Source organism: Mariniphaga anaerophila, assembly GCF_900129025.1.
Classification (GTDB): Bacteria; Bacteroidota; Bacteroidia; order Bacteroidales; family Prolixibacteraceae; genus Mariniphaga; species Mariniphaga anaerophila.
Map to the genome: position 1 here is coordinate 560,305 of NZ_FQUM01000002.1, position 23,210 is coordinate 583,514.

Here is a 23,210-nt window from a genome sequence, read left to right on the forward strand (position 1 = left end):
TCTGAATTTACCGCGCCTTTTTTTCCTCCTTCTGTTGGTTTCCTTTTTTATCAAAATAATTATTGCCAATTAAACCAAGTTTTTCTGCAATCACAGCCGCTTCCTGCGTATCGGCTATTTCAAAATATTTTGAGGCTGCCTGCCCGGTTGCCCGTTTAAAATCCATTTTTTGAGAAAATGAGTGCGAATCGGTTTTTCGAATAAAAACAGCTTCAATTTTGTTCGGATATCTTTTTGCAAGCTCGTTGTAGATCAGCGGGTCTTGCTGTCCATTATCACCAAATAGCACGAATTTCTGATTGGGATAAAACCGTATCAGGGATTCAATTTTTGTTTGTTTTTGCCTGTAGTTTTCATCCTTTGATGCGGCTGTTTTCAATACGCCATTTTTTAGTTTTCTGAGCATGAAAACTCCTTTGGGAATAGAATTGAAATCAAAGAAATCTTCCATAAAATCGTAAAGGTTCCACTCGCTGTTCGAAACATAAAAAAATGGATTGTCGTCGATTTGGTTTCTTCCGCTTGCAAGCGCCTTGTAGAAATTCGCAACTCCCTGTAACGGCGTTCTTGTGCAGGCGTTTTTCAGGAGCATGAGTTTCAGTTTTTTCCGCGTATTAGTGGAGTGGGAGAGCAACACCGTATCATCAATATCGGAAATAAAAATTCTTTTTTGCTGGTGCGGAATAATTGTTACTTCGCCTGTTGCACTGCACGAAATTTTGTTCTTTGTGTTTGGGCTAATCAGTTCAAAATGCACAGTATGCCACCTGTCGGAAAGCAATCTTTCTGCGGCGTTCTCAAAATGAAAATGAAATGAAACGAACCCGTATTCATCGGTAACAGAAATTTTTGTCTGCTCCATAAAAACGGCTTGTACTTTTATTCCCCGAATGCCGGCGGACGAATAACGTTTTATAGTTGCCAGCATATTGTTAATAGCGTGGTGCTTTTTCTGAGGCCTGATTGGTTGTTTTCTGCTTGTTACCCTGCCGGTTACAAAAACGTCTGCTTCGTTTCCGTATCCTCGGTAGGGAATAATTCTGAAGGCGGTTTGTTTGCGGAGGTTTCGCTTTAAAAGTAATTTGTTTATTAGCAGCGTAAGCAATTTTTTCGGTTATTTGTTTTAGTTTTTAAAATTAGTAAAAACGAATTAATTATGAATGTTTTAATAACCGGGACAGGCTCCGGATTCGGCTTCGGATTGGCAAAAAATTACCTGGAAAAAGGGCATACCGTTTACGGAATCAGCCGGAAAAAGAACGAGGAATTAAGCCTTTTTCCCAATTTTCATTTTTTGGTTCAGGATATTTCCCGGTTCAGAGAAATGCAGACCAACCTGGTTTCCTTTCTGAAAGATGTAAAAACACTTGACCTGGTTATTCTCAACGCCGGAATGCTGAACGAAATAAAAGATTTGAAAGACACCAGCCTCGACGAAATCGAAAAAGTGATGCAGGTAAATGTGTGGGCGAATAAAGTGCTTATTGAGAATTTGTTTCAGGAAATACCGGAGATTAAACAGGTTGTTGCAGTTTCTTCGGGGGCTGCGGTTAGTGGTGCACGGGGCTGGAATGCCTATTCGCTTTCGAAAGCCACGCTGAACATGCTCATCAGTTTGTACGCCAAAGAATTTGTTGGCGCACACTTTTCTGCTTTGGCGCCCGGACTTGTTGATACCGGAATGCAGGAATACATCTCCTCGTTGGGTAACGAAGAGAAATTTCCGGTGGTTCAACGATTGAAACGAGCCAAAGGAACTTCAGAAATGCCTTCGCCAAAAGACGCAGCAGAGATATTTGCAACAGCAATTGAAAAGGTGAGAACTGTTGAAAGCGGCAGTTTTCAGGATGTGAGAAAAATGCACTTGTAGTTGTAAGTGTTGAAAATTTTTACAGATTCCTGAATTTTTCCCAAAACTGTATTTCCCCGATATGTTTTAAAGAACCTTTTTAGTTGCCTGAAACATAAGTTCTTTTTGTAATTTGCACGCAGATGATAACTGTTGAATTTTTATTCACTTTTTACGAAAATTGAACCAAAATGAAGCTGTCAGGAGGACCGGAAAACCTGGGAAGAATAAGGACGTTTGCATACAAATATTTGCGTTTTAAATCGTCTATTTACGCCCGTGTAGTTTACATAATCGCAATTTTGTCTTTTATCCTTTTTATTGCATTCGGAGCCATTTTTAATTCGGTTTATGGCGAATATCTCGACAAGGTAATAAGGCAGCGGGGGAACGACATCGGTTCCATTATCGAGGGTTCGTTGTACTATTCAATGTTGAAAAACGACGATGCCGCCCTGCACAGTACCCTGGATATTATAAACAACATGTCGGGCGTTGATGAAGTTAACCTTTACGACCACGAGAATGAACTGGTACATTCTTCCATTTTTGCAGATACGGTAAGAAATAGCGATCCTGATTGCATCAGTTGCCACGCCGATTTCGGAACCATGTTTCCGCTCAAGGACAAAGTATACAAAATTATAGATTACCAAAGCGCTTGTAACATGAGCGAAAACAATGGCGGCCACCGGCAGTTAATGATTCGCACCCCGATTCTCAATGAACCGTCGTGTTATACTGCTTCGTGCCATTTCCACAGCGCCGATGAGGAAGTGCTGGGTTCGTTAATAATTAAGGTGCCGCTCGAATCGCTGGATAAAGCTGTTTCGCAGTCGTCGGCAGAGTTTTTTCTGCTGGCAACGCTAACAACGTTAATTCTTGTGTCTGTGCTAATTTTCCTTACCAACCGAAAAATCAGAAAACCGCTTACTGCGCTGATTACCGCCAGCGAAGCAGTTTCTAAAGGCGATAGGAACCGCCGGCTGGAAATAAATCCGAATTTGCTGGACGATATGAGAATGGTTTCGCTGGCATTTAATAATATGCTGGATAACCTTGATGCCGCAAACAAGGAATTGGAAAATTGGTCGCACCAGTTGGAATATAAAGTACAGAAAAAGTCTGAAGAGCTTTCCGAAATTCAGAATGAATTGATTCATATTGAGCGTATTGCTTCGCTGGGTAAGTTGTCTTCGTCGGTTGCACACGAGCTTAATAATCCGTTGTCCAGCATTTTAACTTACGCCAAACTGGTTTCCAAAAAAATAAGCCGGATGGATTTGGATGAAAAGTTTTCCGGAACGTTGCTGAAACATTTAACGGTTATTGAAAAGGAGACAAAAAGGTGTGGCGATATTGTAAAAGGGCTTATGGATTTTTCCAGAAAAGGCCAGGAAGATTTTAAAAATATACACCTTCATCAGGTACTCAAAGAAACTTTCGACCTGCTTGAGCATCAGATGAAAATGGCAAACATACATTTCTATGCTGATTTTAAAGCGGCAAATGACTTTGTTTTTTGCAACGAGAATCAGGTTAAGCAGGTTTGCGTGGCGCTTTTGGTAAATGCTTCGGAGGCAGTTACCGAAAACGGCGAAATATTAATGCGAACGGGCAACCCCGACGCAGAGCATTTTAAAATAGAAATTGTTGATAATGGTGCAGGAATTCGGGCCGAAGATATTCCGATGATTTTTCAACCTTTTTATTCGGCAAAACGGCAGGCCAGCGGAATAGGCCTCGGGCTGGCAATTGTTCACGGAATTGTACAGAGCCACAAAGGGCGTGTGGATGTCGATTCGCAGCCGGGAAAAGGTACAACCATGTCAGTGATTTTACCATTGGTTAAAGATTAAATTTTTAGAAAATGACACACAACGTATCATTGTTAATCGTTGATGACGAGGAGTCGGTTCGGGATTCGCTTTACAACTGGTTTATTGAAGACGGTTTTGAGGTGGCGTGTGCCGAAAACGCCAAAAAGGCGTTGTCGATGCTGGAAGCCGGCCATTTCGATATTATTCTGGCAGACATCAAAATGCCGGGAATGGATGGTATGGAAATGCACCGCCGAATCCGGACGCTCGATCCGGACGCCATCGTAATTATTATGACTGCATTTGCATCGGTTGAAACTGCGGTTCAGGCGCTCAAAGACGGCGCTTTCGATTACATCACCAAACCGTTTGATCCGGATGACCTTTCTCATTTGATTCGGAATGCAGCCAGGCAGGTGGAAATGAAATCTGAAAATGAGGTTCTGAAGAGCCGCATTGTTTCGCTGGAAAACATCGAAGATATTGTGGGCAACAGCCCCGAAATGATGAAAGTTCTAAAAGATGTGGAAAGTGTTTCGCAGTCCAATTCATCGGTAATAATTACCGGCGAAAGCGGAACCGGAAAAGAGCTGATTGCCCGTGCAATACATTCTAATTCGTCGCGAAAATTTTTCCCGCTGGTTACCGTGCATTGTGGCGCTTTGTCGGAAGATTTGCTCGAAAGCGAACTGTTTGGCCACGAGAAAGGCGCGTTTACAGGTGCCATGTTTAACCGAAAAGGACGTTTCGAAATTGCCGATGGAGGCACCATTTTTTTAGACGAAATCGGTACCATTTCCGGCAAAATGCAGATTGAGCTGCTGCGGGTGCTGGAGTCGAAACAGTTTGTGAGGGTGGGCGGCAATAAAGAGATTCATTCCGATTTTAGGGTGATTTGCGCAACCAACCGCGATTTGAAAAAGATGGTGGACGAGAAGGCGTTTCGGGAAGATCTTTACTACCGTCTCAATGTGGTTAATATTTCTATTCCGCCGTTACGGGAGCGAGCCGGGGATATTCAGCTTCTGGTTGATTATTTCATAAAAAAATACTGCAATTCAATGAGCCGCGATTTGATAACCATCGAACCGGCTGCCCTAAAACGAATGGAACAGTACGATTTTCCGGGAAATGTGCGCGAACTGGAAAACATGATTGAACGGGCCATCGTAATTGGAAACGGAAAAGAAATAAGGCTGAAAGATTTGCCCATTAGCACATCTGTCCCGGTTAGTTCGGCAGAAAGCCTGCAGGAGCTGGAGAAAAATCATATTCAGCAAATTCTGGATAAACTGGACTGGAATATCAGCCGCTCGGCAAAGCTGCTAAAAGTGGATCGCGTTACGCTTTACAACAAAATAAAAAAGTACAATCTGAAAAAGGATAAAGAAAAGTGAGCTTTCTGCTGCATCTTTTCATCCGTAAAATAAAGAATAGTTGTGTTACCTGAAAAGCATTTCAATTGGATAAACAGCAAATTTTACTGATTTCTTTCGGACAGTTTGAACAGGATTTGTTGCAGCAGATTGCGGCAGAGGTGCAGGCTGTTTTCGGGATTCCCGTTGAGGTGGAATCGGGTTATGCCGATTTGTCCAAATTTTATGATCCTGCCCGGCGGCAGTACGATGGTAACCTGCTCATTCAGTTTATCCATTCAGAATACGGTGCAGACCACCGAAAAACAATCGGGCTTTTTCGGGTCGATTTGTTCATCCCCATTTTAACTTACATTATCGGCCAGGCAATTTACAAAGGCAATGCCGGCGTTGTGTCTGTTTTTCGCCTGAAAAGCGAGTTGTACGGATTGAAAAAAGATGATGACCTTTTGTTTGACCGTTTTGTAAAGGAAATTATTCACGAACTGGGACATACATTCGGACTCACGCATTGCATTTCGCCGGCCTGCGTGATGCGGCCAAGTACATACATCGAAGATGTTGACCAAAAAGAAGCAGCTTTTTGCGCGAAATGCCGGAAAAAGCTGGGAGAAACCCGTTAAATATTTTTTAGCGACTGCCGGAAAAATGTGTGTTAATGTTTTTTCTTGTGGTCGGATTTTGGGCTTTTCTGACTTTTGTCATATTCTACAACATGTATTCCGAAACAACGTAACTAGCAATAAGTTTCTATTTTAGGAGCTTAATTTGTAATCCAAGAAATTGATGAAAGCAGCAGTTTTGGAGTCGTATAACCATTTTGTATGGAAAGATGTTGAAACCCCGAAAGTAAAACCAGACGAAGTGTTGGTGCGTATTCAGTTTGCCAGCATTTGCGGAACCGATATGCATATTTTCCCTGGAGATTTTCATCCGCGTTCGCCTGTTCCGTTTATTCCCGGGCATGAAATGGGCGGGGTGGTTGCCGAAGTGGGAAACGGCGTGTCGGGATTTAACCCGGGCGATAAAGTGGCTGTTGATCCTATAATCTGGTGTGGCGAATGCCCGGCCTGCAAAAGAAAGCATTACCCTGCATGTACCAGTCTGAAACTGCTGGGAGTTGACATGAACGGCGGCTTTGCCGAATACATTTCGGTACCTCCGCACATGCTATTTAAAACCGCTCCACATATTCCCGATCAGCACGTGGCGCTGGTAGAAATTTACGGGATTGGTTTTCATGCCAACAATCGAGCTCAAACTGCAGAGGGAGATATAATCGCCATCTGGGGAGCCGGCAGGGTGGGGCAGGTGATTTTGCAGGCTGCCCGAACAAAAACAACCGGAACTATTTTTATGGTGGATCCGCTGGAAAACCGGTTGCAGATTGCTGTCGGAAATTATGATAATGTTATTCCTGTTAATCCCAAAAAAGAAAATCCGGTGGAGGTAATTCGAAAACACACCGGCGGAAAAGGTGTTGATATCGCTTTTGAGGCAGTAGGACATGCAGAAGAAATAGAGGGCGTTAATACTCCGGTGCGAAGCTGTATTCAAAGTTTGCGCGGAGGTGGAAAAGTGTGTGTGCTGGGGCTTGGAGACGAACCTGCACCAATAGTTTTTAAAGAGCTAATCTGGAAAGAAGGGCAGATAATTACTTCGCGCGTAAGCGATGGCGAATTTACCGAGGTGATTGACCACCTGAATGCGGGAAACCTTAAACCCGATGCACTGATTTCGAAAGTGATGCCCGGCTCCGAAACCCAACAGGCTTTTGAATTGCTTCAAAAAGAAAAGGGAAAATATCTGAAAGTATTGCTGGATTTTAGTTGAATGGTGCATAAAACTTAATCAAATAAACTATGAACGCCGATCCGTATATTCGAACCCACGAAGGCATTAAATCCCCGCCCACATCTTTTGCAGGAAAACTAAAATACCTTGGCCCGGGATTTATTTTGTCGGCTTCGGTTGTCGGATCGGGCGAATTGATTTCCACAACTACCCTTGGTGCTCAGGCAGGGTTTGTTACGCTCTGGGTTATTTTGGTAAGTTGCGCCGTAAAGGTTGCCATTCAGCTTGAGTTTGGAAAACAAGCCATTCGCACCGGCGAAACGGTTTTTACATCGCTCAACCGGTTAGGTGGCCCCCGGTTTGGTAAGCAAAATGCCAATTGGAGTTTATGGACATGGCTTTTTCTGTGGCTTTTCAAACCGTTGCAGTTGGGCGGAATAATTGGCGGGGTGGCAATTACGTTAAACATGGCTTTCCCGTCGGTAAGTATTCACTGGTTTGCCATTTTGGTTGGAATAGTGGTTGCCGCACTTGTTTTCAAAGGCTACTACTTTTTTATTGAAAAAATGTCGGTAGTGCTCATGTTGTTGTTTACCATTTTTACTGTGGTTGCGGTATTTATGCTTCAGCACACGGCCAGCGCTTTTACTTTCAACGAAGTACTGGAAGGGCTGCAGTTTAAACTTCCTGCTGCCAGTGTTGGATTTGCAATTGCTGCCTTTGGCCTCACCGGAGTTGGCGGAGATGAGATTGTTGCTTACAATTACTGGTGCCTCGAAAAAGGGTACGCAAGATTTACCGGTCCGTTTGAAGATACTGCTGAATGGCGTGCACGCGCCAGGGGCTGGATAAAAGTAATGAATATGGATGCCATTCTTTCTTTGATAATCTACACGCTTGTTACCGCTGCATTTTATCTGCTTGGCGCCGCGGTGTTGTACAAAAGAGGCGAAATTCCGTGGGGATTTGAAATGATTGAAGTGCTGTCCAGAATGTACACGGGAGCATACGGAGCCTGGGCAAAAGGATTTTTTCTTTTCGGGTCGTTTATCGTTCTTTTTTCTACGCTGTTTTCTGCGCTCGCCGCCCGCACCCGTATTTTTTCCGATTTGTTCGGCCAGTTAGGCTGGATTGATTTCTTCGACCGGCACCAACGGCGAAAAACCATTGCAATTCTAGCCTGGGTTTTTCCGGTATTGTGGATTATTGCGCTGGTTTGGGTAAAGCTTCCGGTTTTAATGGTTACTATCGGAGGAATCATCACCTTTTTTATGTTGCTTATTATTGTGTATGCCGGTTTGCACTTTCGGCATCGGCAGAAACAGTATGGTTTGGAGTCTTCAAAATTTTACGATGTAATGTTGTGGATAAGCTGTGTTTCTATCTTTTTAGTAGGGTTTTACGGGTTAGTTTCTCTGCTCTGAACCGGAAGATATTTTTCCCATAACATTTGATTTTTCTTTGAAAGTACAAAATATATATCTACTTTCGTGTTCGTACACGGAAACTAAAATCCGTATTAAATCAAAAACTTTAACTACTGAAAACATGATATTGGGAAAGTACAGTTTTGGAGTGGGAGACCGCTTTAACCACGAAGGAGAAGCTCAATTAAAAGCAATTTTAAAGGCAAATGAAAAAGGCGTTGAGGTTTCGCCGGTATGGAATAAGTCAAACCGTGAACACAATACCATTCATTCCGAACCGGAAGGCACACGCCTTGAAGCAGACGCGGCTGTGAAAAAGTTGGGGTGGACAAGACCTTATTTTGTGGATGCCGACCATATCAATCTTACCAACGTGGATCGGTTCATCGATCATGCCGATTTTTTTACGCTTGACGTTGCCATGTATATAGGAAATGAATCGCCTGCCGCCGAAGTGGAGGCATTTAAAAAATCGTGCACCTCACTGGGGACAGAAGTCAACATCCCCGGAATTGCAGAGCCTATTACTGTTTCAGATGATTTACTGGATGAAGTAGCCACAAAATATCTGGCGGCCGTTAAAGAGGCCGGAAAAATTTACCGGCACATTGAGGCCAAAAAAGGCGCTGGCAATTTTGTAACCGAAGTATCCATGGACGAAGTGGAAACACCTCAGACTCCGGTTGACATGTTTTTTATTTTGAAAATGATTGCCGATGAAAAAATACCGGCTCAAACCATCGCTCCGAAATTTACCGGGCGGTTTAATAAAGGCGTGGATTATGTGGGCGATGCAGAGCAGTTTGCCAAAGAATTTGAACAGGATGTGCTGGTTATCGATTATGCCGTAAAAGCATTTGGCCTTCCTTCAAACCTGAAACTCAGCGTTCATTCCGGTTCCGATAAATTTACCATCTATCCGATAATGGCCGCAATTATAAAAAAATACGACAAAGGACTTCATGTGAAAACTGCCGGCACAACCTGGCTTGAAGAGGTGATTGGCCTTTCAATTTCGGGAGACGAAGGGTTGCTTGTTGCTAAAGAAATTTATGCCGGAGCATTGAAACGCAAGGAGGAATTGTGCGCTCCATACGCCGATGTGATTGACATCGATGAATCGCTGCTTCCGTCGCCCGAAACAGTGGCAGGCTGGACCGGCGAAAAATTTGCAAATACCCTGCGACATATCCCGGGGCATGCAGATTACAATCCCAATTTCAGGCAACTTGTGCATGTTGGCTATAAAGTAGCTGCAGAAATGGGAACGAAATACACCGATTTGTTAAAGAAATATGCTGATGTTGTGGGTGGTTGTGTGGAAGAAAATATTTACGATCGCCACCTGACCAGATTATTTGACCTTTAAAATTGAAATCATGAAGAATTTTATGGATGAAAACTTTTTGCTGCAAACAGAAACAGCGCAAAAACTATATCACCAACACGCGGCAAAAATGCCTATTTTCGATTACCATTGTCATATTCCGCCGAAGGACATTGCCGAAGACAAGCAGTTTGAGAATATGACTCAAATTTGGTTGTATGGCGATCATTACAAATGGAGAGCAATGCGTACCAACGGCGTTGACGAGCGGTATTGTACCGGCGATGCTTCCGATTGGGAAAAGTTTGAGAAATGGGCGGAAACCGTTCCGAATACACTTCGTAACCCGCTTTATCACTGGACGCATCTGGAACTTCAGCGTTTTTTTGGAATTAATAAAATATTCAACCCTTCAACGGCAAAGGAAATTTGGGATGAATGCAATGCCAAATTGCAGACCCCGGAATATTCGGTGCGGAATATTATCCGAATGGCAAATGTACATACCATTTGTACTACCGACGATCCTGTTGATTCTTTGGAATATCATAAACAGATAAAAGAGAGTGGTTTTGAAGTAAATGTGTTGCCGGCATGGAGGCCAGACAAAGCCATGGCCGTGGAAAATGCTGCCGCGTTTAATCAATATGTAGATAAACTGGCTGAAGTTTCGCAAACAACCATAAATAGCTTTTCTTCTTTTATGGAAGCCATTGAAAAGCGGCATAAATTTTTTCATGAAAACGGGTGCCGTTTGTCTGACCACGGATTGGAAACAGCTATTGCAGAGGATTACACAGAAGAAGAAATCAGTGTTCTTTTTGAAAAAATAAGGGGTGGAAACGAGTTGACCGATTCGGAAATCCGGAAATTCAAATCGTGTATGTTGTACGAGTTTGGAATTATGGATCACTCTCGCGGCTGGACACAGCAATACCACATGGGAGCATTGCGTAATAACAGCACGCGTTTGTATAACAAGCTCGGTCCTGACACCGGGCTGGATTCCATCGGTGATTTTGAAATTGCACGTCCGCTTTCAAAATTTTTGGATCGGCTGGATATGGAGAACAAACTCACAAAAACCGTTTTGTACAATCTGAATCCTCGCGATAATGAATTGATTGCAACCATGATTGGTAATTTCCAGGATGGCTCTGTCCCTGGAAAAATGCAATATGGTTCGGGTTGGTGGTTCCTCGATCAGAAAGACGGAATGGAAAAACAGATGAATGCCTTGTCGAACCTTGGGTTACTGAGCCGTTTTGTGGGCATGCTCACCGATTCAAGGAGCTTTTTGTCTTATCCGCGTCACGAATATTTCCGCCGTACGCTTTGTAACCTGATTGGTAAAGATGTTGAAAACGGAGAGGTTCCAAACGATATGCAACTGTTAGGGCAGATGGTTGAAAATATCTGCTTTTATAATGCAAAAGCCTATTTTAATTTTGAATAACACATTCGTGTAATTTTTAAATTCCCATAGGAATATTATCTTTGCAATCGATTGCAAAATGTCAAAATATTTTAAACAATGAATAAAAAAGTCGTTACTTTCGGCGAAATAATGTTGCGCCTGGCCACCCCCGGCTATCAAAGATTTTCACAGAGCAATGAATTTACAGCTACTTATGGCGGAGGGGAAGCCAACGTGGCTGTTTCCCTGTCCAATTACGGTATCCCGGTTGATTTTGTTACCCGGCTGCCTAAAAACGATATTGGCCGCGCTTGTATGATGGATTTGCGCAAATACGGCGTTGGCACCGAACAAATTGTTTGGGGTGGCGAACGCCTCGGTATTTACTTTTTGGAAACCGGTGCGGTAAGCAGGGGCAGCAAAGTGGTTTACGACCGCGCTCATTCATCTGTTTCGGAGATTAAACCCGGAATGGTAGACTGGAACGCTGTTTTTGAAGGCGCCGGCTGGTTCCACTGGACGGGCATTACTCCGGCTATTTCTCAGGATGCAGCCGATGTTTGTCTGGAGGCCATAAAAAAAGCCAACGAGTTGGGAGTAACCGTTTCGTGTGACTTGAATTACCGGAAAAACCTGTGGAAATACGGGAAAACTGCCGGAGAAGTGATGCCTGAATTGGTGGCAGGAACAGATGTTGTTCTTGGAAATGAAGAAGACGCTGAAAAAGTTTTGGGCATTAAACCCGAAGGAATTGATGTAACCGGAGGTCATGTGGAAGGAGCTGCTTACGAATCAGTTTCCAAACAAATTATGGCACGTTTCCCACGGTGTAAAAAGGTAATTACCACGCTGCGTGGCTCGGTAAATGCCAACCATAACACCTGGTCGGGTGTGCTTTGGGATGGCGAAAATTTGTTTGAAGCGCCTACTTACCAGATTACCCACATTGTTGACCGCGTTGGCGGCGGCGACTCTTTTATGGGCGGACTTATTTACGGCTTGTTGACCTACAAAGGAGACGACCAGAAAGCACTGAATTTTGCTGTTGCAGCATCTTGTCTGAAACATACCATCTACGGCGATTTTAACCAGGTTACTGTTGACGAAGTGGAAAAACTGATGGGCGGCGACGCCTCGGGCAGGGTAGCCAGGTAAATAAAAAAAAAACTAAAAATCAATTGAAATATGGCTCGATATACAAGAATAGAAGTGGCATTGAAAATGAAAGAGACCGGAATGGTGCCGGTTTTTTACAATGCCGATGCAGAAATTTGCAAAAGAGTGGTAAAGGCTTGTTACGACGGTGGGGTGAGGCTTTTTGAATTTACCAACCGTGGTGATTTCGCCACACTCATTTTTGCTGAATTAAATAAATGGGCACAACAAGAATGCCCCGAAATGATAATGGGAGTGGGATCGGTAGTCGACGAAGGAACTGCCGCCATGTACATTGCACTGGGTGCTAACTTTATTGTTGCTCCGTTAATCGACGAAGCCACGGCAAAAGTTTGCAACAAGCGAAAAATTGCCTGGAGTCCGGGTTGCGGAACAGTTACCGAAATCGGAAAGGCGCATGAACTGGGAGCAGAGGTAGTGAAAATATTCCCGGGTTCGCAGGTTGGAGGCCCCGGTTTTGTGAAAGCTGTAAAAGGGCCGATGCCCTGGGCTAGCATTATGCCAACTGGAGGCGTTTCTCCCACCGAAGATAACTTGAAAGAGTGGTTTGAAGCGGGTGTAACCTGCGTTGGAATGGGGTCGAAATTGTTCCCCAAAGAGGTTTTGGCAAACGGAAATTATTCATACATTACCGAAAAATGCGAAGAAGCGCTAACTATTATTAGCAAGTACAAAAAATAATCAACTGAAATCTAATGGATTATCAAAAACTAATTAAATTTCTGGGAGTTATCTTCCTCATGGCGACCATATCGTGCGCCGGTCCGGATGATACTACCGATCTGAAGCTGGCACATGGTCTTCCTACCGACCACCCGGTGCATAAAGCCATGGAATTTATGGCTCAACGGTGCGCGGAGTTGTCGGACGGAAAGATGACCATCGAGGTTTATCCTGCAGAACAGCTGGGCTCAGAGCAGCAATGCGTTGAGCTCGTGCAAATTGGTAGTTTGGCCATTACTAAAGTTTCGGCAGCAGTAATGGAAAGTTTTGCCGAAGATTACAAAGTATTCGGGTTGCCCTACATTTTTAAATCGAAGGAACACGCCTTTAAAATAATGGATGGCGAAATTGGCCACGATTTGCTGCTGAGTACCGAAAGCAAATGGATACGTGGGTTGTGTTATTACGACGCCGGTTCGCGTAGCTTTTATACCAAATCAAAACCAATTACTCATCCTGATGATTTGTCGGGACTGAAAATAAGGGTGATGCGCAGTATTACTGCTGTGGAAATGATTCGTGCCCTGGGTGGTTCTGCAACTCCTATTTCGTGGGGTGAACTTTACACTGCCCTGCAAAGTGGTGTTGTTGATGGTGCAGAAAACAATCCGCCCAGCCTTTATACATCAAGGCATTATGAGGTGTGTAAGTACTACTCTTTGGATGAGCATACTACCATTCCTGACGTGCTGGTTGTAAGTAAAATTATCTGGGACAAGCTTTCTGAACAAGAACAGAAGTGGCTGCAACAGGCTGCCGACGAATCCGCGACTCTGGAACGAAAACTCTGGGCCGAATCGGAAATCGAATCGCTGGAGGAAGTGCAAAAAGCAGGTGTTAAAATTAACTATCCTGAAAAAGGGCCTTTTATTGAGCGGGTTCAGCCTTTGCTTGAAAGCTACCGCGACAATAAGGTTATTTATTCTTACATCAAAAGAATTCAGGCTGTTGAATAAAATCGGAAATTATGACAATACGAAAAAACATTGACAAAGCCTTGGAATGGGTACTCGTTTTTCTGATGAGTATTTTGGTAATTGATGTATTATGGCAAGTAATCAGTCGTTACGTAATGAGCTCTCCAAGCAGCTTCACCGACGAGTTGGCGGGATTTCTGCTGATTTGGGTCGGATTGCTCGGCGCCACTTATGTTTCAGGAAAACGTGAGCACCTGGCCATCGATTTATTGCTTCAGCGCAGTACTCCTCAGCGGAGGTTTAAACTCGAACTGATAATTAGTGTAGTGGTTATTCTGTTTGCTGTTACGGTACTTTTGGCAGGTGGAACCTGGCTGGTTTACACCCGTTTTTACCTTTCAGTAAAATCAGCAGCGCTAGGGCTGCCGCTCGGACTGGTTTACCTGGTTCTTCCCATTAGCGGTATTCTGATTGCCTACTTTGATATTGATAATATTGTTCGAATGGTTAGAGAAAACCGGAAAAATTAAGACTATGGAATTTGTTGAAATATTCATTCTGATATTCAGTTTTGTGATTTTATTGGCGTTAGGTGTCCCTATCGCTTTTGGTATAGGAATTTCCGGTGTTTTAACCATGCTAGTTAGCATTGATATGATTCCTGCATTAACTACTTTTTCGCAGCGCATGGCAACCGGACTTGACAGTTTTGCGCTGCTTGCCATTCCCTTTTTTATTTTAGCCGGAAACATAATGAACAGCGGGGGAATTGCCATACGCCTTATTGATTTTGCCCGCGTTTTAGTTGGCGGAATTCCCGGTGGAGTGGCTATGGTAAACGTAATTGCAAATATGCTTTTTGGTGCTATTTCCGGTTCTGCTGCTGCATCTGCTTCTGCAATCGGCAGTATTATGCAACCCGAAATGAAAAAAGAAGGATACGCTGAGAATTTCAGCGCTGCGGTAAATATTACTTCGGCAACAACGGGATTGTCAATTCCGCCAAGTAATATTCTAATTGTTTATTCTCTGGCCAGTGGCGGAGTGTCAATTACTGCGCTGTTTCTTGCGGGTTACCTGCCCGGAATTTTAACCGGAGTAGGAATAATTATTACGGCAATAACCATGCTTATTTATAAGAAAAATGGTTTTAAAGCAGCTGTAAAAGCGCTGGGCGTGGTTACATTGGTTGCCGCCGCAGTAATTCTTATTTATCAGGGAATAAGTTTCTCCAGAGCTAATTTTTCTCCTGTGGTTAATCGTATTCTTTTATATGTAATACTTGCCGCTATTGCTGTTTGGGGATTTTTCAAAACCAAAAATAACAAGAAAAAAGCACTGGAAGGAACGAAAAAATTTCTTGATGCTATTCCCAGTTTGTTAATGCTGGTTATTGTAATTGGTGGAATTGTAGCCGGATATTTTACCGCAACCGAAGCATCGGCCATTGCAGTTTTGTATTCGCTGATTTTGGCGTTTATCTACCGCGAAGTTACATTTAAACATCTTCCTGATATTATTCTTCGCTCAGTAAAAACAACAGGAATTGTAATGTTGTTGGTTGCAACCTGTTTGGGCTTGTCGTGGATAATGGCGTACGAAAATATTCCACAAAATGTAAGCGAGGGCTTGCTGTCTCTTACCAGTAACCCATTCTTAATTTTGTTGATTATTAACATGATTTTGCTCTTCGTAGGTATTTTCATGGACATGACGCCGGCCGTACTTATTTTCACACCGATATTCCTTCCGATTGTTACAGCAATGGGAGTTGATCCTATTCACTTCGGAATTATTATGGTACTCAACCTGAGTGTCGGACTTTGTACTCCTCCTGTGGGCTCGGTACTGTTTATCGGCTGTAGTGTTGCGGGGCTTAGTATCGACAAAGTAATAAAACCGTTATTGCCCATGTTTTTGGCTATGGTTGTTGTTTTGTTGCTGGTTACCTATTTTCCGCAAATTAGCTTGTGGCTGCCTGCTAAGTTTGGATTCTGACTTTTATAAAACCGAAGAATAAAAAAACCGGAAACATCTAAATGTGCTTCCGGTTTTTTTTTGTGTTTAAATTTTGAGTTTGTTCCTGTTAATGTTTTGTAATCTATACGGAAAAGGTTGATCTTTCCTGCTGTTGACATAGATATATTCAATTTGGCAATCGAAAAGTTTTGCCGTTATCTTTTTTTATCTGTGAACAGAATAGCTCTAGAGTTTACCTGTTTTTGTTAGTATCTGAGCCTGTATTCATAATTGGGGATTAATTTAGGTATATATAAGTTCTGATATTCATTCTAATTATTTGTTCGTATAAACGTATCCCCTCTACCAAGCAGGTCATAGAAAATCCTTGAATATAGTTTTTCTTTGTTTTATGCTGGGATTAGAGTTCGAGGTTCTGCGGCAATAACTCATGCAGTTTGCTCACTTTGTATTCCGGGATTACTTCCAGTACTTTTTTGAGCCAGTCATACGGGTTGACATCATTCTTTTTGCATGTGCCAAAAAACGAATAGAACATAGCTGCCCTTTCAGCGCCTCTCCTTGAACCGGCGAACAGGTAATTCTTTCTCCCCAACGCAATCGGGCGAATGGCATTTTCTGCCCAGTTATCAAAACCTTTGGATAACTTAGTTTATCCAAACTTTTATATTATCCCAACTTTCATTTTAACAATCATGCAGACAATGTGTTGCCTGTGGAAAGTTAGGATAATATTATTGCCTTTATTCGATTTTCATTCCAAACAATGCAGCCAATCCCTTGTTCTCGGGTAGTTTCCATTTTTTTCTCATGGACTTGGTTACAGTATCTTCTAGTGTTTCAATTGCAGCCTTTTTTTGTTCTTCTGTAACATCCTGATATATCATTGTTGATTGCAGACTGGAGTGTCCCATCAATTCCTTTATTTCAACGATATTGATGTTGTCTTCTCTCCAATGACATGCCATACTGTGACGCCATAAATGACTGTGTAGGTCGAGGGGAACCTCCTTACATCTTTCATGGGCTTTTTTTGCATATAACTTAAGGCGTTTGCTAATAGCAGGTTGTGTCAGTTTGCCTCGTGTTCCGTGGCATGGGGAATAAAACAGAAAGTCATCCTGTTTCGGATTAGTTTTATGGAACAACTTTAGATACCGCTCCAGCCATTCAACAAGTCGCTTTTGAAGGTATATCGATCTAATCCTACCCCCTTTACCATGAAGAATAACAAAAGGTTCCTTTGCCTCAAGATGGATGTCAAGAACTTTCAATGAAAGTATTTCATCAATACGGGCAGCAACTCCGTAACTCAGCATCATTAAGACAAGGTCTCTCAAGCCTATGCGTGTTGTCGTGTCAGGAACTGCAAATACAGCCTGTACCGCATTTCTACTCATTCCGTTTACCTTTCTTTTAGGCTCTCTGAGAGAATGTATATGTTCGGAGGCTCTGATATAAAGATAACTGTATGCGGGGTTTCTTCCCCCGATGTATTCCAACAGGCTTTTTATTGCCGCCATTCTGTTATTGCAAGTTCCGTTGCATACTCCCCGTTCCTGCTTCAACCACGTCCGCCATTCATTCAATTTTTCAACGGAGAAACATTCACCATTCAAATTGAATGGTGTGATACCTTTATTGGATTCCAGAAACCTGCCATATAATGAAAGGGATAATCTATACGACCGCTCAGTATGGCAGCTGCTTGTCTTCAGTGAAGGAATATGGATATTAATCCAGTCATATGTATAACGTGCAAGATCCTTTGCTTGCTGGGGAATGCTACTTTTTATACTATTCTTCGTTCTCATCGTCTGATAATTGAGGTAAGACATTGTTGAAACTGTTTTCGGTATTCCTTTTCAGTTTGTCGGTGAGCATCGGTGTTATATGGAAGTAACCATATGTACTTTGGATACTTTTATGCCCCATGCTTCTGGACAGAAAAAGAAGTTTTCCGCTTAATTCATACCCATGGTCCTCCCATTTGGTAATATTAGTTACTGCGTAATGACTACGAAGATCATATGCACGTGCTGCTTCGGTATTCAATCTGTACCAGATATTTCTGAAGTGATATCCTTCCCATGCGGGAGTATGTACATTGTCATTCCTATCCGGGAAAAAGTATTCGCGCCTCGGCATCAGTTCTGACATAGCTACATTATACTTTTTTAGAATAGCCAGCATTGATTGGTGAAGTGCGATACGGTGTTGGCCGGCCCCTTTAGACTTTTCAATCTCTACCACTCCATTCTTTAGGTCAACATTTCTGCACTTCAGCCATCTGACCTCACAGGTTCTCATTCCCGAACTCAAAAGAAGGCGGAAGAATACCGGGAGTTCAAGGCGGTTCAGCAGGGCATGGAGACTCCTTTGTCGTAATGACAGCTTCATGAAGTAGATGTCGCATTCATGGAAAAAGGAAACCAGTTCTTCTCGTGTAAAATAATGAGGTAAATATGAACTTGGAACACTTGCAGAATTTCTTTTCGATCTCGATTTCGTCCATTTACGCTTGCGAGCATAATCTATAAAGTTCCATATGACCGTAGTTCGTACCCTACAAGAATTTCCATTTTCTGTCGGTCTTGGATTACACCAAGAAGTCATTTCATCGGTAATGATATCCGCTGTCGGATATTTGTCAGCAATGTAATTGTCAAAATAATGCAGGTTCTCGTAATAAGTCTTGCACCATTGTCCTGCGGCCTGCCTGCTCAGGATAAACTCTTCAAAAAGCGGCGCAAGAAAGGATTTAAACGGCCTTTTCATATTTCGAACAATTCGTTTGATACCGGAAATTCAGCAACGCTTATTGAGCATTCACGCAGATGCTCAATATCTGCATCTGCATACGGTTTGATGGATTCAGGAGAGCTATGGCCGGCAATCGAAGAAACAACATCACATTCAACACCGTGACTTAAAAGATATGTGACCAGGTGGTGGCGCAGTACTCTCAATCCTTTGGGCTCTCCATCGGTTCGTACTCCCGATTTTCTTAAAAGCTTCCGAGCTATGCCTCCAAGATATTTCAGTTCACCATGAGGCCGGCTTTTTGTTACCAAAACAGTCTGCGCGGCATTTTTAGGCCTTTCTGTTGTTATGTAATCAAACAGCTCGTTTCCTATTGCTGCATTCATGGGCATTGTTAATGGCTCCCCTGTTTTTGATTGTATAAGGTGAATCCGGTCATGTTTCCAATCAATATTTTCTGGCTTAAGGTTTGAGATATCAGTTCCCCTTAGTCCCAGAAAATATAACAGCCATCCGACACTCCGTTCTAGGTGTGTCAGTCCCGAGGTCTCGTTTTCAAGGCATTCTCGTATTTTTGTTGATTCTTCCGGTGTCAGATACTGGAAATTCTTGTTGCCGGCTTTTATACTCGGCAACATTTCGAGAATGTTTAGTGCCGGCTCTCCATATAATTGCACAGCTGTTTTTAATGCAGCCTTAATCAAGTTACAATAATCTTTGCCTCTAATTTGTTGTTCTCCATTGAAAAAGAATGTATAAACCATTTTGTTTTCAACATCAAGGAATGTTTCAGCGCCACAGTTTTGCAAATGTTTGAAGAAATTCATCGCTGCACGAGCCTCTGTCCATACGGTCTTTTCACGTTTTTCATGCAATCCGCCTAATCTAAAATGATTGTCTATAGCTGATTGAAAAACTGTATTCAGTTGGTCATATAAAGATGGAGATGCGAGAAATCCATTTTTGGAGCCAACTCCTCCTGGGTATATGCCTTTACAGTCAAACTGTTTAACATTTCCCATATAAGTCCTTAAATGTTTATACCTTCCCTCTTCCGGTTTATAGCCACGTTTCTTAACTTCAAGAAAAAAAAGTTCCTCATACGAGTTAATTTCTGGTGATGTACCAGCTTCCAAAGCCAACCTGATACATTTTCTGGTTTGCAGGAGAGAATCTTTCTTGTAACCGTTTTTAATAAGGAAGTCCATCAACTTTTGATGTATCTTCCGAAGATTTGATGTATCCATATGATATTATATTTAGTTTATGGACACAATTTACAATAATATTATCCAAACTTTCAACAGGTAAAATATTGATTATATGACTATTGGACTAAGTATTTGGATAATGGTAAAGTTTGGATAAGCCAGGTTGTTGTCGATTTCCAACGAGCCGTCGTGCAGATAATTTATCAGGTTATCCCATCGGGGCAGACAATAAGCCACAGCCTTGCCAATGGGCGATTTTGGAAGTGATGTTTTCCAGGTTTTCACCATCCATTTGCTCATCTCGTTTAACAGCGGGAGCGATTTTTCAAGCCTGAGTTTATACCGTTCTTCCGGCGAAAAGTTTTCCTCCCTGGCTACCTGTTCAATGGCATAAAGTTTCTGGAACATATCCATGGCATACCCGGCCTTCTCTTCATCATAAGGCAATGCTTTTTCAACCCCCCTTCGGGCATGCGCCATGCAATTGAGATGGGTTATGTTTTTTCTTTTGGCGATAAAATCATAAACAGTATAACCATCGGTCTGGAGGTAGCCTTTAAAGTTTTTCAATAGTTTTGATGGCCCTTCCCTTGAACGGCCGTGCTGATAATCGAACAACACGGTTTTTTCCAGTGGCGATGAATAAATCCAGTGGTACCCGCGGTGAGTTTTTCCCTTTTTTGTTTTGTCAAGTACCTGGATTGGCGTTTCATCGACCTGTAAATATCCTTGCTGCAATACCCTTCGTTTCAGGTTTTCATACAGCGGCCAAAGCAAACTGCTGACTGATTCCTGCCATCCGTTAAGGGTCGATGACGGGATTTTGATGCCTTCGCGTTTAAACCGCTCGATTTGACGATAAACCGGCAGGTGATCGACGAATTTATCAATCATTACCTGCGCCAAAAGTCCGGGTCCTGCTATCCCTTTTTCAATGGGGAACACCGGAAGCGGGGCAATAACACCTTTTTGTGTCAATGTTTCTTCATCTTCAGGTTTGATATATTTGGGGCGAATAAACCGCCTAATGAAAAGTTTTGCCGGAATCAGCTCCAACTGGTCGGTTACTTCGCGTCCGATACATTTCATGCCGGTGGTGTCTTCCTCGGGCTCAATTACAGTTTCTTTAACCGGAAGATGAGACGGAAGCGCCATGCGCCCGGGGTGGTTTACCCGTTTTGTTTTTTTACGAACGTAGGTAATGGTTTCTTCTTGTTTTTCCGGCTGGGCTTCTTTAGGAACATCAAAGGGGAGTTTCATCTGGTTTTCATCCTCGTTTTTTATGAAACGTTCGCGTTTTGAACCATAAAGCAAACGGTTCATTTGGTCAACCTGAAACTGGAGTTGAGATACTTTCGATTCTAATATGGATTTGTCAGACTCCAGCTTTTTGTTAGCCTCCAAAAGCTGCTCGTAACTCATATTTCCCAGTGCCTTTGACATACGACAAAAATACTGTAAATACAGGTTTTTCAGAAGAAAAAACAGAGGGAGTTATCAAGGTATTATTCGGATAAATAATGGGGTAAATATTTGGCTCCTAACTTTCGTTTACAACTCCGGTTGGCGAAGTGTAACGTTTTCTTTTTTGAATGTTTTCAATGCTCAAACCATCGATAATCATCACCAGCTTGGCATAATCCAGGACAATGCTCCCGGCCGAAGAGTCGTACCGGGGAAGTTCAAAAGCACCTTTCTCCAGGCGTTTGTAATACAGGATGAACCCCGCTCCCTGCCAGTGCAGTAGTTTAATTTTGTCGCGGCGTTTATTAATGAAAATAAACACATCGCCATTACAGGGATTGCGGGCAAGAATATTTTGTATAAGTCCGCTCAGACCGTCAAAACTTTTTCTCATATCAGTTGGCTGGCTGTACAAATGGAACCGGTTTTCAGATGACAGGGCAAACATGGGCTAAAAGTTTATCAGGGTTTTCAACTGGCTGATATCAATCCCGACCGGACAACTCAGCTGGACCCCGTCTGAAAAAGATACATCTATCCGCCCGGAATTTGCGTTTGTTTCGGTTGGAGTTCCACCTCTGGAGATTTCCACAGGAATAAATGTGTCGGAAACTTTTTTGTCACCCTTAACCTGGAACGCCTTTTCCTTTCTGTACTTCCTCAGCCAGTAGCTGAATGTCTTTACTGAGAGTTTTTCACGTGAACAAAACTTAACCTGGGACAATCCGCTTTCCTGCCATAACTCAATGGCCAGGTACATCTCCTCTTTGCTATACTTCTGATTTTTTCGCATGGCGCGAAGGTAGGCCCCGGTTATTCAACTGGAAAGACGGGGTTGGTAGAGGGGATACGTATAAACAGTGCTATTTTGTCCATTTCGGGCTTTCGTCTGAAGAAGAAGAAGTCTTTCCCTTAAAGTAAGGCCAGCCGTTTTCATCCCAAAATACTTTATCTATGTTCATGCACCGACCGTTATAGCCGTTTTCTGCCCAATACGCATGGTAAGGCATCCAGTCCTGTCCAGAATCATCTGTAATGATTTCAGCGTTATGCCCGGTTCCTGTGAATAACTTGTCCTCACTGGATTGAAGTATTGTGTAGCTGTAACCTTCATTGGTTAGTGGCTCTCCCGCAGGACTAACATACGGGCCTAAAATATTTTTTGAACGTGCTACTACAATATGGTAAGTACTCTCTTTGCCTTCACAGCACAGCCCTTTGGATGTGAATGCATAATAGTACCCGTTGGAATGTTTATGAATGTATACGCCTTCCATATTATTGGCGCCTATAAATGTTTTTTTGGCTCCTGCTTTTATTGCCAAACCGTCATTTGTCAGTTCAATAGCCCAGATGCCGGAATTAGCACCAAAACTACCCCAAAAAAGGTATTTCCCTTCTCCTGTATCAATAAAATTAGGATCGATTGAATTTTTCACACCCGTGTTTTCGTATCCGATAAGCATTCCCTGGTCTTCAAAAGGTCCAGTAGGAGAATTTGAAACAGCCACTCCACTTGCACTCCATTGGGGGGCATCCCAAAGACCAGCAGCGTAGTAGAGAATATACTTTCCGTTGATGTAATTTATATCCGGAGCCCACATTCTGCTATCTTCTCGCCATTGCGGTCTGTCCTCGCCAAATGCGTCTGCAATGTATTCCCAGGTTACCAAATCTTTGGATCTATATATCGGAAGATAAACGCAATCGGATGCGCCGCTGGTTCCATTCTGAGTTGAATATGAATAAAAGTACCCTGTTCGGTCGCGGTCATCAATTACCGAAGGATCTGCACAATTGTGAGCGATTACAGGATTATAATATTTCGAGTTGTTGAATTCATCCTCATCAACAGGCGTATTGTTACAAGCAGATATTATTAGGAGCAGCGTTGCTGAAAATGTTTTGCCAAATATTTTTTTCATTTGTGTATTTTTTTAAGATTACGCAATATTTATGCTGATTT

At 42.7% G+C, this 23,210-nt stretch carries 22 protein-coding genes and 1 pseudogene; 13 read left to right on the top strand and 10 right to left on the bottom strand.

Going from position 1 to position 23,210, the window contains the following annotated elements:
- Nucleotides 1–7: 7 nt before the first annotated feature.
- Nucleotides 8–1,105: a phosphatase domain-containing protein gene (locus BUB08_RS05495; RefSeq protein ID WP_072999639.1), complete on the bottom strand. Its 1,098-nt coding sequence runs from the start codon at nt 1,103–1,105 to the stop codon at nt 8–10.
- 51 nt (nt 1,106–1,156) lie between these two features.
- Here BUB08_RS05495 and BUB08_RS05500 point away from each other — a divergent pair, with 51 nt between their 5' ends.
- The 13 genes from BUB08_RS05500 to BUB08_RS05560 all read left to right on the top strand — a co-directional run bounded on the left by BUB08_RS05500 (nt 1,157) and on the right by BUB08_RS05560 (nt 15,824).
- A complete protein-coding gene (locus tag BUB08_RS05500) occupies nt 1,157–1,870 on the top strand; it encodes an SDR family NAD(P)-dependent oxidoreductase (protein WP_072999641.1) in 714 nt (237 codons plus the stop codon).
- Nucleotides 1,871–2,040: 170 nt separating this feature from the next.
- The gene (locus BUB08_RS05505; RefSeq protein ID WP_072999643.1) at nt 2,041–3,708 is read left to right on the top strand and encodes a sensor histidine kinase; all 1,668 of its coding nucleotides are present in this window, start codon (nt 2,041–2,043) and stop codon (nt 3,706–3,708) included.
- 11 nt (nt 3,709–3,719) lie between these two features.
- Entirely contained in the window at nt 3,720–5,066 is a 1,347-nt protein-coding gene (locus BUB08_RS05510; RefSeq protein ID WP_072999644.1) for a sigma-54-dependent transcriptional regulator, read from the top strand.
- A 65-nt stretch (nt 5,067–5,131) separates the two neighbouring features.
- Complete coding sequence (locus tag BUB08_RS05515) at nt 5,132–5,668, top strand: archaemetzincin family Zn-dependent metalloprotease (protein WP_072999646.1); 537 nt, start codon at nt 5,132–5,134, stop codon at nt 5,666–5,668.
- Between the two features lie 163 nt (nt 5,669–5,831).
- Nucleotides 5,832–6,878 carry a zinc-dependent alcohol dehydrogenase gene (locus tag BUB08_RS05520; RefSeq protein ID WP_072999648.1) on the top strand — a complete coding sequence of 349 codons (1,047 nt, stop codon included), beginning with the start codon at nt 5,832–5,834 and terminating at the stop codon, nt 6,876–6,878.
- Between the two features lie 29 nt (nt 6,879–6,907).
- Entirely contained in the window at nt 6,908–8,263 is a 1,356-nt protein-coding gene (locus BUB08_RS05525) for an Nramp family divalent metal transporter (RefSeq protein WP_072999650.1), read from the top strand.
- A 37-nt stretch (nt 8,264–8,300) separates the two neighbouring features.
- Nucleotides 8,301–9,635 (top strand): tagaturonate epimerase family protein, encoded by a 1,335-nt coding sequence (locus tag BUB08_RS05530; RefSeq protein WP_262493937.1) that lies wholly within the window; start codon nt 8,301–8,303, stop codon nt 9,633–9,635.
- Between the two features lie 10 nt (nt 9,636–9,645).
- A complete protein-coding gene (gene uxaC, locus BUB08_RS05535; RefSeq protein ID WP_072999903.1) occupies nt 9,646–11,049 on the top strand; it encodes a glucuronate isomerase in 1,404 nt (467 codons plus the stop codon).
- A 78-nt stretch (nt 11,050–11,127) separates the two neighbouring features.
- The gene (locus tag BUB08_RS05540) at nt 11,128–12,165 is read left to right on the top strand and encodes a sugar kinase (RefSeq protein WP_072999651.1); all 1,038 of its coding nucleotides are present in this window, start codon (nt 11,128–11,130) and stop codon (nt 12,163–12,165) included.
- Between the two features lie 30 nt (nt 12,166–12,195).
- On the top strand, nt 12,196–12,867 hold the full coding sequence (locus BUB08_RS05545; protein WP_072999653.1) for a bifunctional 4-hydroxy-2-oxoglutarate aldolase/2-dehydro-3-deoxy-phosphogluconate aldolase: 672 nt from the start codon (nt 12,196–12,198) through the stop codon (nt 12,865–12,867).
- 14 nt (nt 12,868–12,881) lie between these two features.
- Complete coding sequence (locus BUB08_RS05550; RefSeq protein ID WP_072999655.1) at nt 12,882–13,865, top strand: TRAP transporter substrate-binding protein; 984 nt, start codon at nt 12,882–12,884, stop codon at nt 13,863–13,865.
- Between the two features lie 11 nt (nt 13,866–13,876).
- Nucleotides 13,877–14,356 carry a TRAP transporter small permease gene (locus BUB08_RS05555; protein WP_217651565.1) on the top strand — a complete coding sequence of 160 codons (480 nt, stop codon included), beginning with the start codon at nt 13,877–13,879 and terminating at the stop codon, nt 14,354–14,356.
- A 4-nt stretch (nt 14,357–14,360) separates the two neighbouring features.
- Entirely contained in the window at nt 14,361–15,824 is a 1,464-nt protein-coding gene (locus BUB08_RS05560; protein ID WP_072999907.1) for a TRAP transporter large permease, read from the top strand.
- 382 nt (nt 15,825–16,206) lie between these two features.
- On the opposite strand, the gene BUB08_RS20765 is transcribed toward BUB08_RS05560, so the two are convergent.
- From BUB08_RS20765 to BUB08_RS05605, 9 genes and pseudogenes are all read right to left on the bottom strand, one after another.
- On the bottom strand, nt 16,207–16,344 hold the full coding sequence (locus BUB08_RS20765) for a transposase domain-containing protein (protein WP_394332729.1): 138 nt from the start codon (nt 16,342–16,344) through the stop codon (nt 16,207–16,209).
- 21 nt (nt 16,345–16,365) lie between these two features.
- Nucleotides 16,366–16,422, bottom strand: a pseudogene (locus BUB08_RS20770) (hypothetical protein); the annotation flags it as partial.
- A gap of 127 nt (nt 16,423–16,549) precedes the next feature.
- Entirely contained in the window at nt 16,550–17,620 is a 1,071-nt protein-coding gene (locus BUB08_RS05575) for a tyrosine-type recombinase/integrase (protein WP_175549954.1), read from the bottom strand.
- The gene (locus BUB08_RS20590) at nt 17,604–18,584 is read right to left on the bottom strand and encodes a tyrosine-type recombinase/integrase (protein ID WP_072999660.1); all 981 of its coding nucleotides are present in this window, start codon (nt 18,582–18,584) and stop codon (nt 17,604–17,606) included. Before BUB08_RS20590 ends, BUB08_RS05575 begins: the two co-directional genes overlap by 17 nt.
- The gene (locus BUB08_RS05585; protein ID WP_072999662.1) at nt 18,581–19,816 is read right to left on the bottom strand and encodes a tyrosine-type recombinase/integrase; all 1,236 of its coding nucleotides are present in this window, start codon (nt 19,814–19,816) and stop codon (nt 18,581–18,583) included. Before BUB08_RS05585 ends, BUB08_RS20590 begins: the two co-directional genes overlap by 4 nt.
- Nucleotides 19,817–19,888: 72 nt before the next feature.
- A complete protein-coding gene (gene tnpC / locus BUB08_RS05590) occupies nt 19,889–21,223 on the bottom strand; it encodes an IS66 family transposase (protein WP_072999664.1) in 1,335 nt (444 codons plus the stop codon).
- 97 nt (nt 21,224–21,320) lie between these two features.
- Entirely contained in the window at nt 21,321–21,692 is a 372-nt protein-coding gene (tnpB, locus tag BUB08_RS05595) for an IS66 family insertion sequence element accessory protein TnpB (RefSeq protein WP_072999666.1), read from the bottom strand.
- A gap of 3 nt (nt 21,693–21,695) precedes the next feature.
- Nucleotides 21,696–22,037 carry an IS66 family insertion sequence element accessory protein TnpA gene (gene tnpA / locus BUB08_RS05600; RefSeq protein WP_072999668.1) on the bottom strand — a complete coding sequence of 114 codons (342 nt, stop codon included), beginning with the start codon at nt 22,035–22,037 and terminating at the stop codon, nt 21,696–21,698.
- A gap of 70 nt (nt 22,038–22,107) precedes the next feature.
- Nucleotides 22,108–23,169, bottom strand: coding sequence for a family 43 glycosylhydrolase (locus tag BUB08_RS05605; protein WP_072999670.1), 1,062 nt, complete (start codon nt 23,167–23,169; stop codon nt 22,108–22,110).
- Nucleotides 23,170–23,210: the final 41 nt, after the last annotated feature.

What these genes read in the sequence shown, in the direction of transcription:
- BUB08_RS05500 (WP_072999641.1), top strand. Translation starts at nt 1,157, where the DNA reads ATGAATGTTTTAATAACCGGGACAGGCTCCGGATTCGGCTTCGGATTG.
- BUB08_RS05520 (WP_072999648.1), top strand. Translation starts at nt 5,832, where the DNA reads ATGAAAGCAGCAGTTTTGGAGTCGTATAACCATTTTGTATGGAAAGAT.
- BUB08_RS05545 (WP_072999653.1), top strand. Translation starts at nt 12,196, where the DNA reads ATGGCTCGATATACAAGAATAGAAGTGGCATTGAAAATGAAAGAGACC.
- uxaC (WP_072999903.1), top strand. Translation starts at nt 9,646, where the DNA reads ATGAAGAATTTTATGGATGAAAACTTTTTGCTGCAAACAGAAACAGCG.
- BUB08_RS05525 (WP_072999650.1), top strand. Translation starts at nt 6,908, where the DNA reads ATGAACGCCGATCCGTATATTCGAACCCACGAAGGCATTAAATCCCCG.
- BUB08_RS05605 (WP_072999670.1), bottom strand. Translation starts at nt 23,169, where the DNA reads ATGAAAAAAATATTTGGCAAAACATTTTCAGCAACGCTGCTCCTAATA.
- BUB08_RS05585 (WP_072999662.1), bottom strand. Translation starts at nt 19,816, where the DNA reads ATGGATACATCAAATCTTCGGAAGATACATCAAAAGTTGATGGACTTC.
- BUB08_RS05540 (WP_072999651.1), top strand. Translation starts at nt 11,128, where the DNA reads ATGAATAAAAAAGTCGTTACTTTCGGCGAAATAATGTTGCGCCTGGCC.
- BUB08_RS05555 (WP_217651565.1), top strand. Translation starts at nt 13,877, where the DNA reads ATGACAATACGAAAAAACATTGACAAAGCCTTGGAATGGGTACTCGTT.
- BUB08_RS20765 (WP_394332729.1), bottom strand. Translation starts at nt 16,344, where the DNA reads ATGTTCTATTCGTTTTTTGGCACATGCAAAAAGAATGATGTCAACCCG.
- BUB08_RS20590 (WP_072999660.1), bottom strand. Translation starts at nt 18,584, where the DNA reads ATGAAAAGGCCGTTTAAATCCTTTCTTGCGCCGCTTTTTGAAGAGTTT.
- BUB08_RS05505 (WP_072999643.1), top strand. Translation starts at nt 2,041, where the DNA reads ATGAAGCTGTCAGGAGGACCGGAAAACCTGGGAAGAATAAGGACGTTT.
- tnpC (WP_072999664.1), bottom strand. Translation starts at nt 21,223, where the DNA reads ATGTCAAAGGCACTGGGAAATATGAGTTACGAGCAGCTTTTGGAGGCT.
- BUB08_RS05575 (WP_175549954.1), bottom strand. Translation starts at nt 17,620, where the DNA reads ATGAGAACGAAGAATAGTATAAAAAGTAGCATTCCCCAGCAAGCAAAG.
- BUB08_RS05510 (WP_072999644.1), top strand. Translation starts at nt 3,720, where the DNA reads ATGACACACAACGTATCATTGTTAATCGTTGATGACGAGGAGTCGGTT.
- tnpA (WP_072999668.1), bottom strand. Translation starts at nt 22,037, where the DNA reads ATGCGAAAAAATCAGAAGTATAGCAAAGAGGAGATGTACCTGGCCATT.
- tnpB (WP_072999666.1), bottom strand. Translation starts at nt 21,692, where the DNA reads ATGTTTGCCCTGTCATCTGAAAACCGGTTCCATTTGTACAGCCAGCCA.
- BUB08_RS05550 (WP_072999655.1), top strand. Translation starts at nt 12,882, where the DNA reads ATGGATTATCAAAAACTAATTAAATTTCTGGGAGTTATCTTCCTCATG.
- BUB08_RS05560 (WP_072999907.1), top strand. Translation starts at nt 14,361, where the DNA reads ATGGAATTTGTTGAAATATTCATTCTGATATTCAGTTTTGTGATTTTA.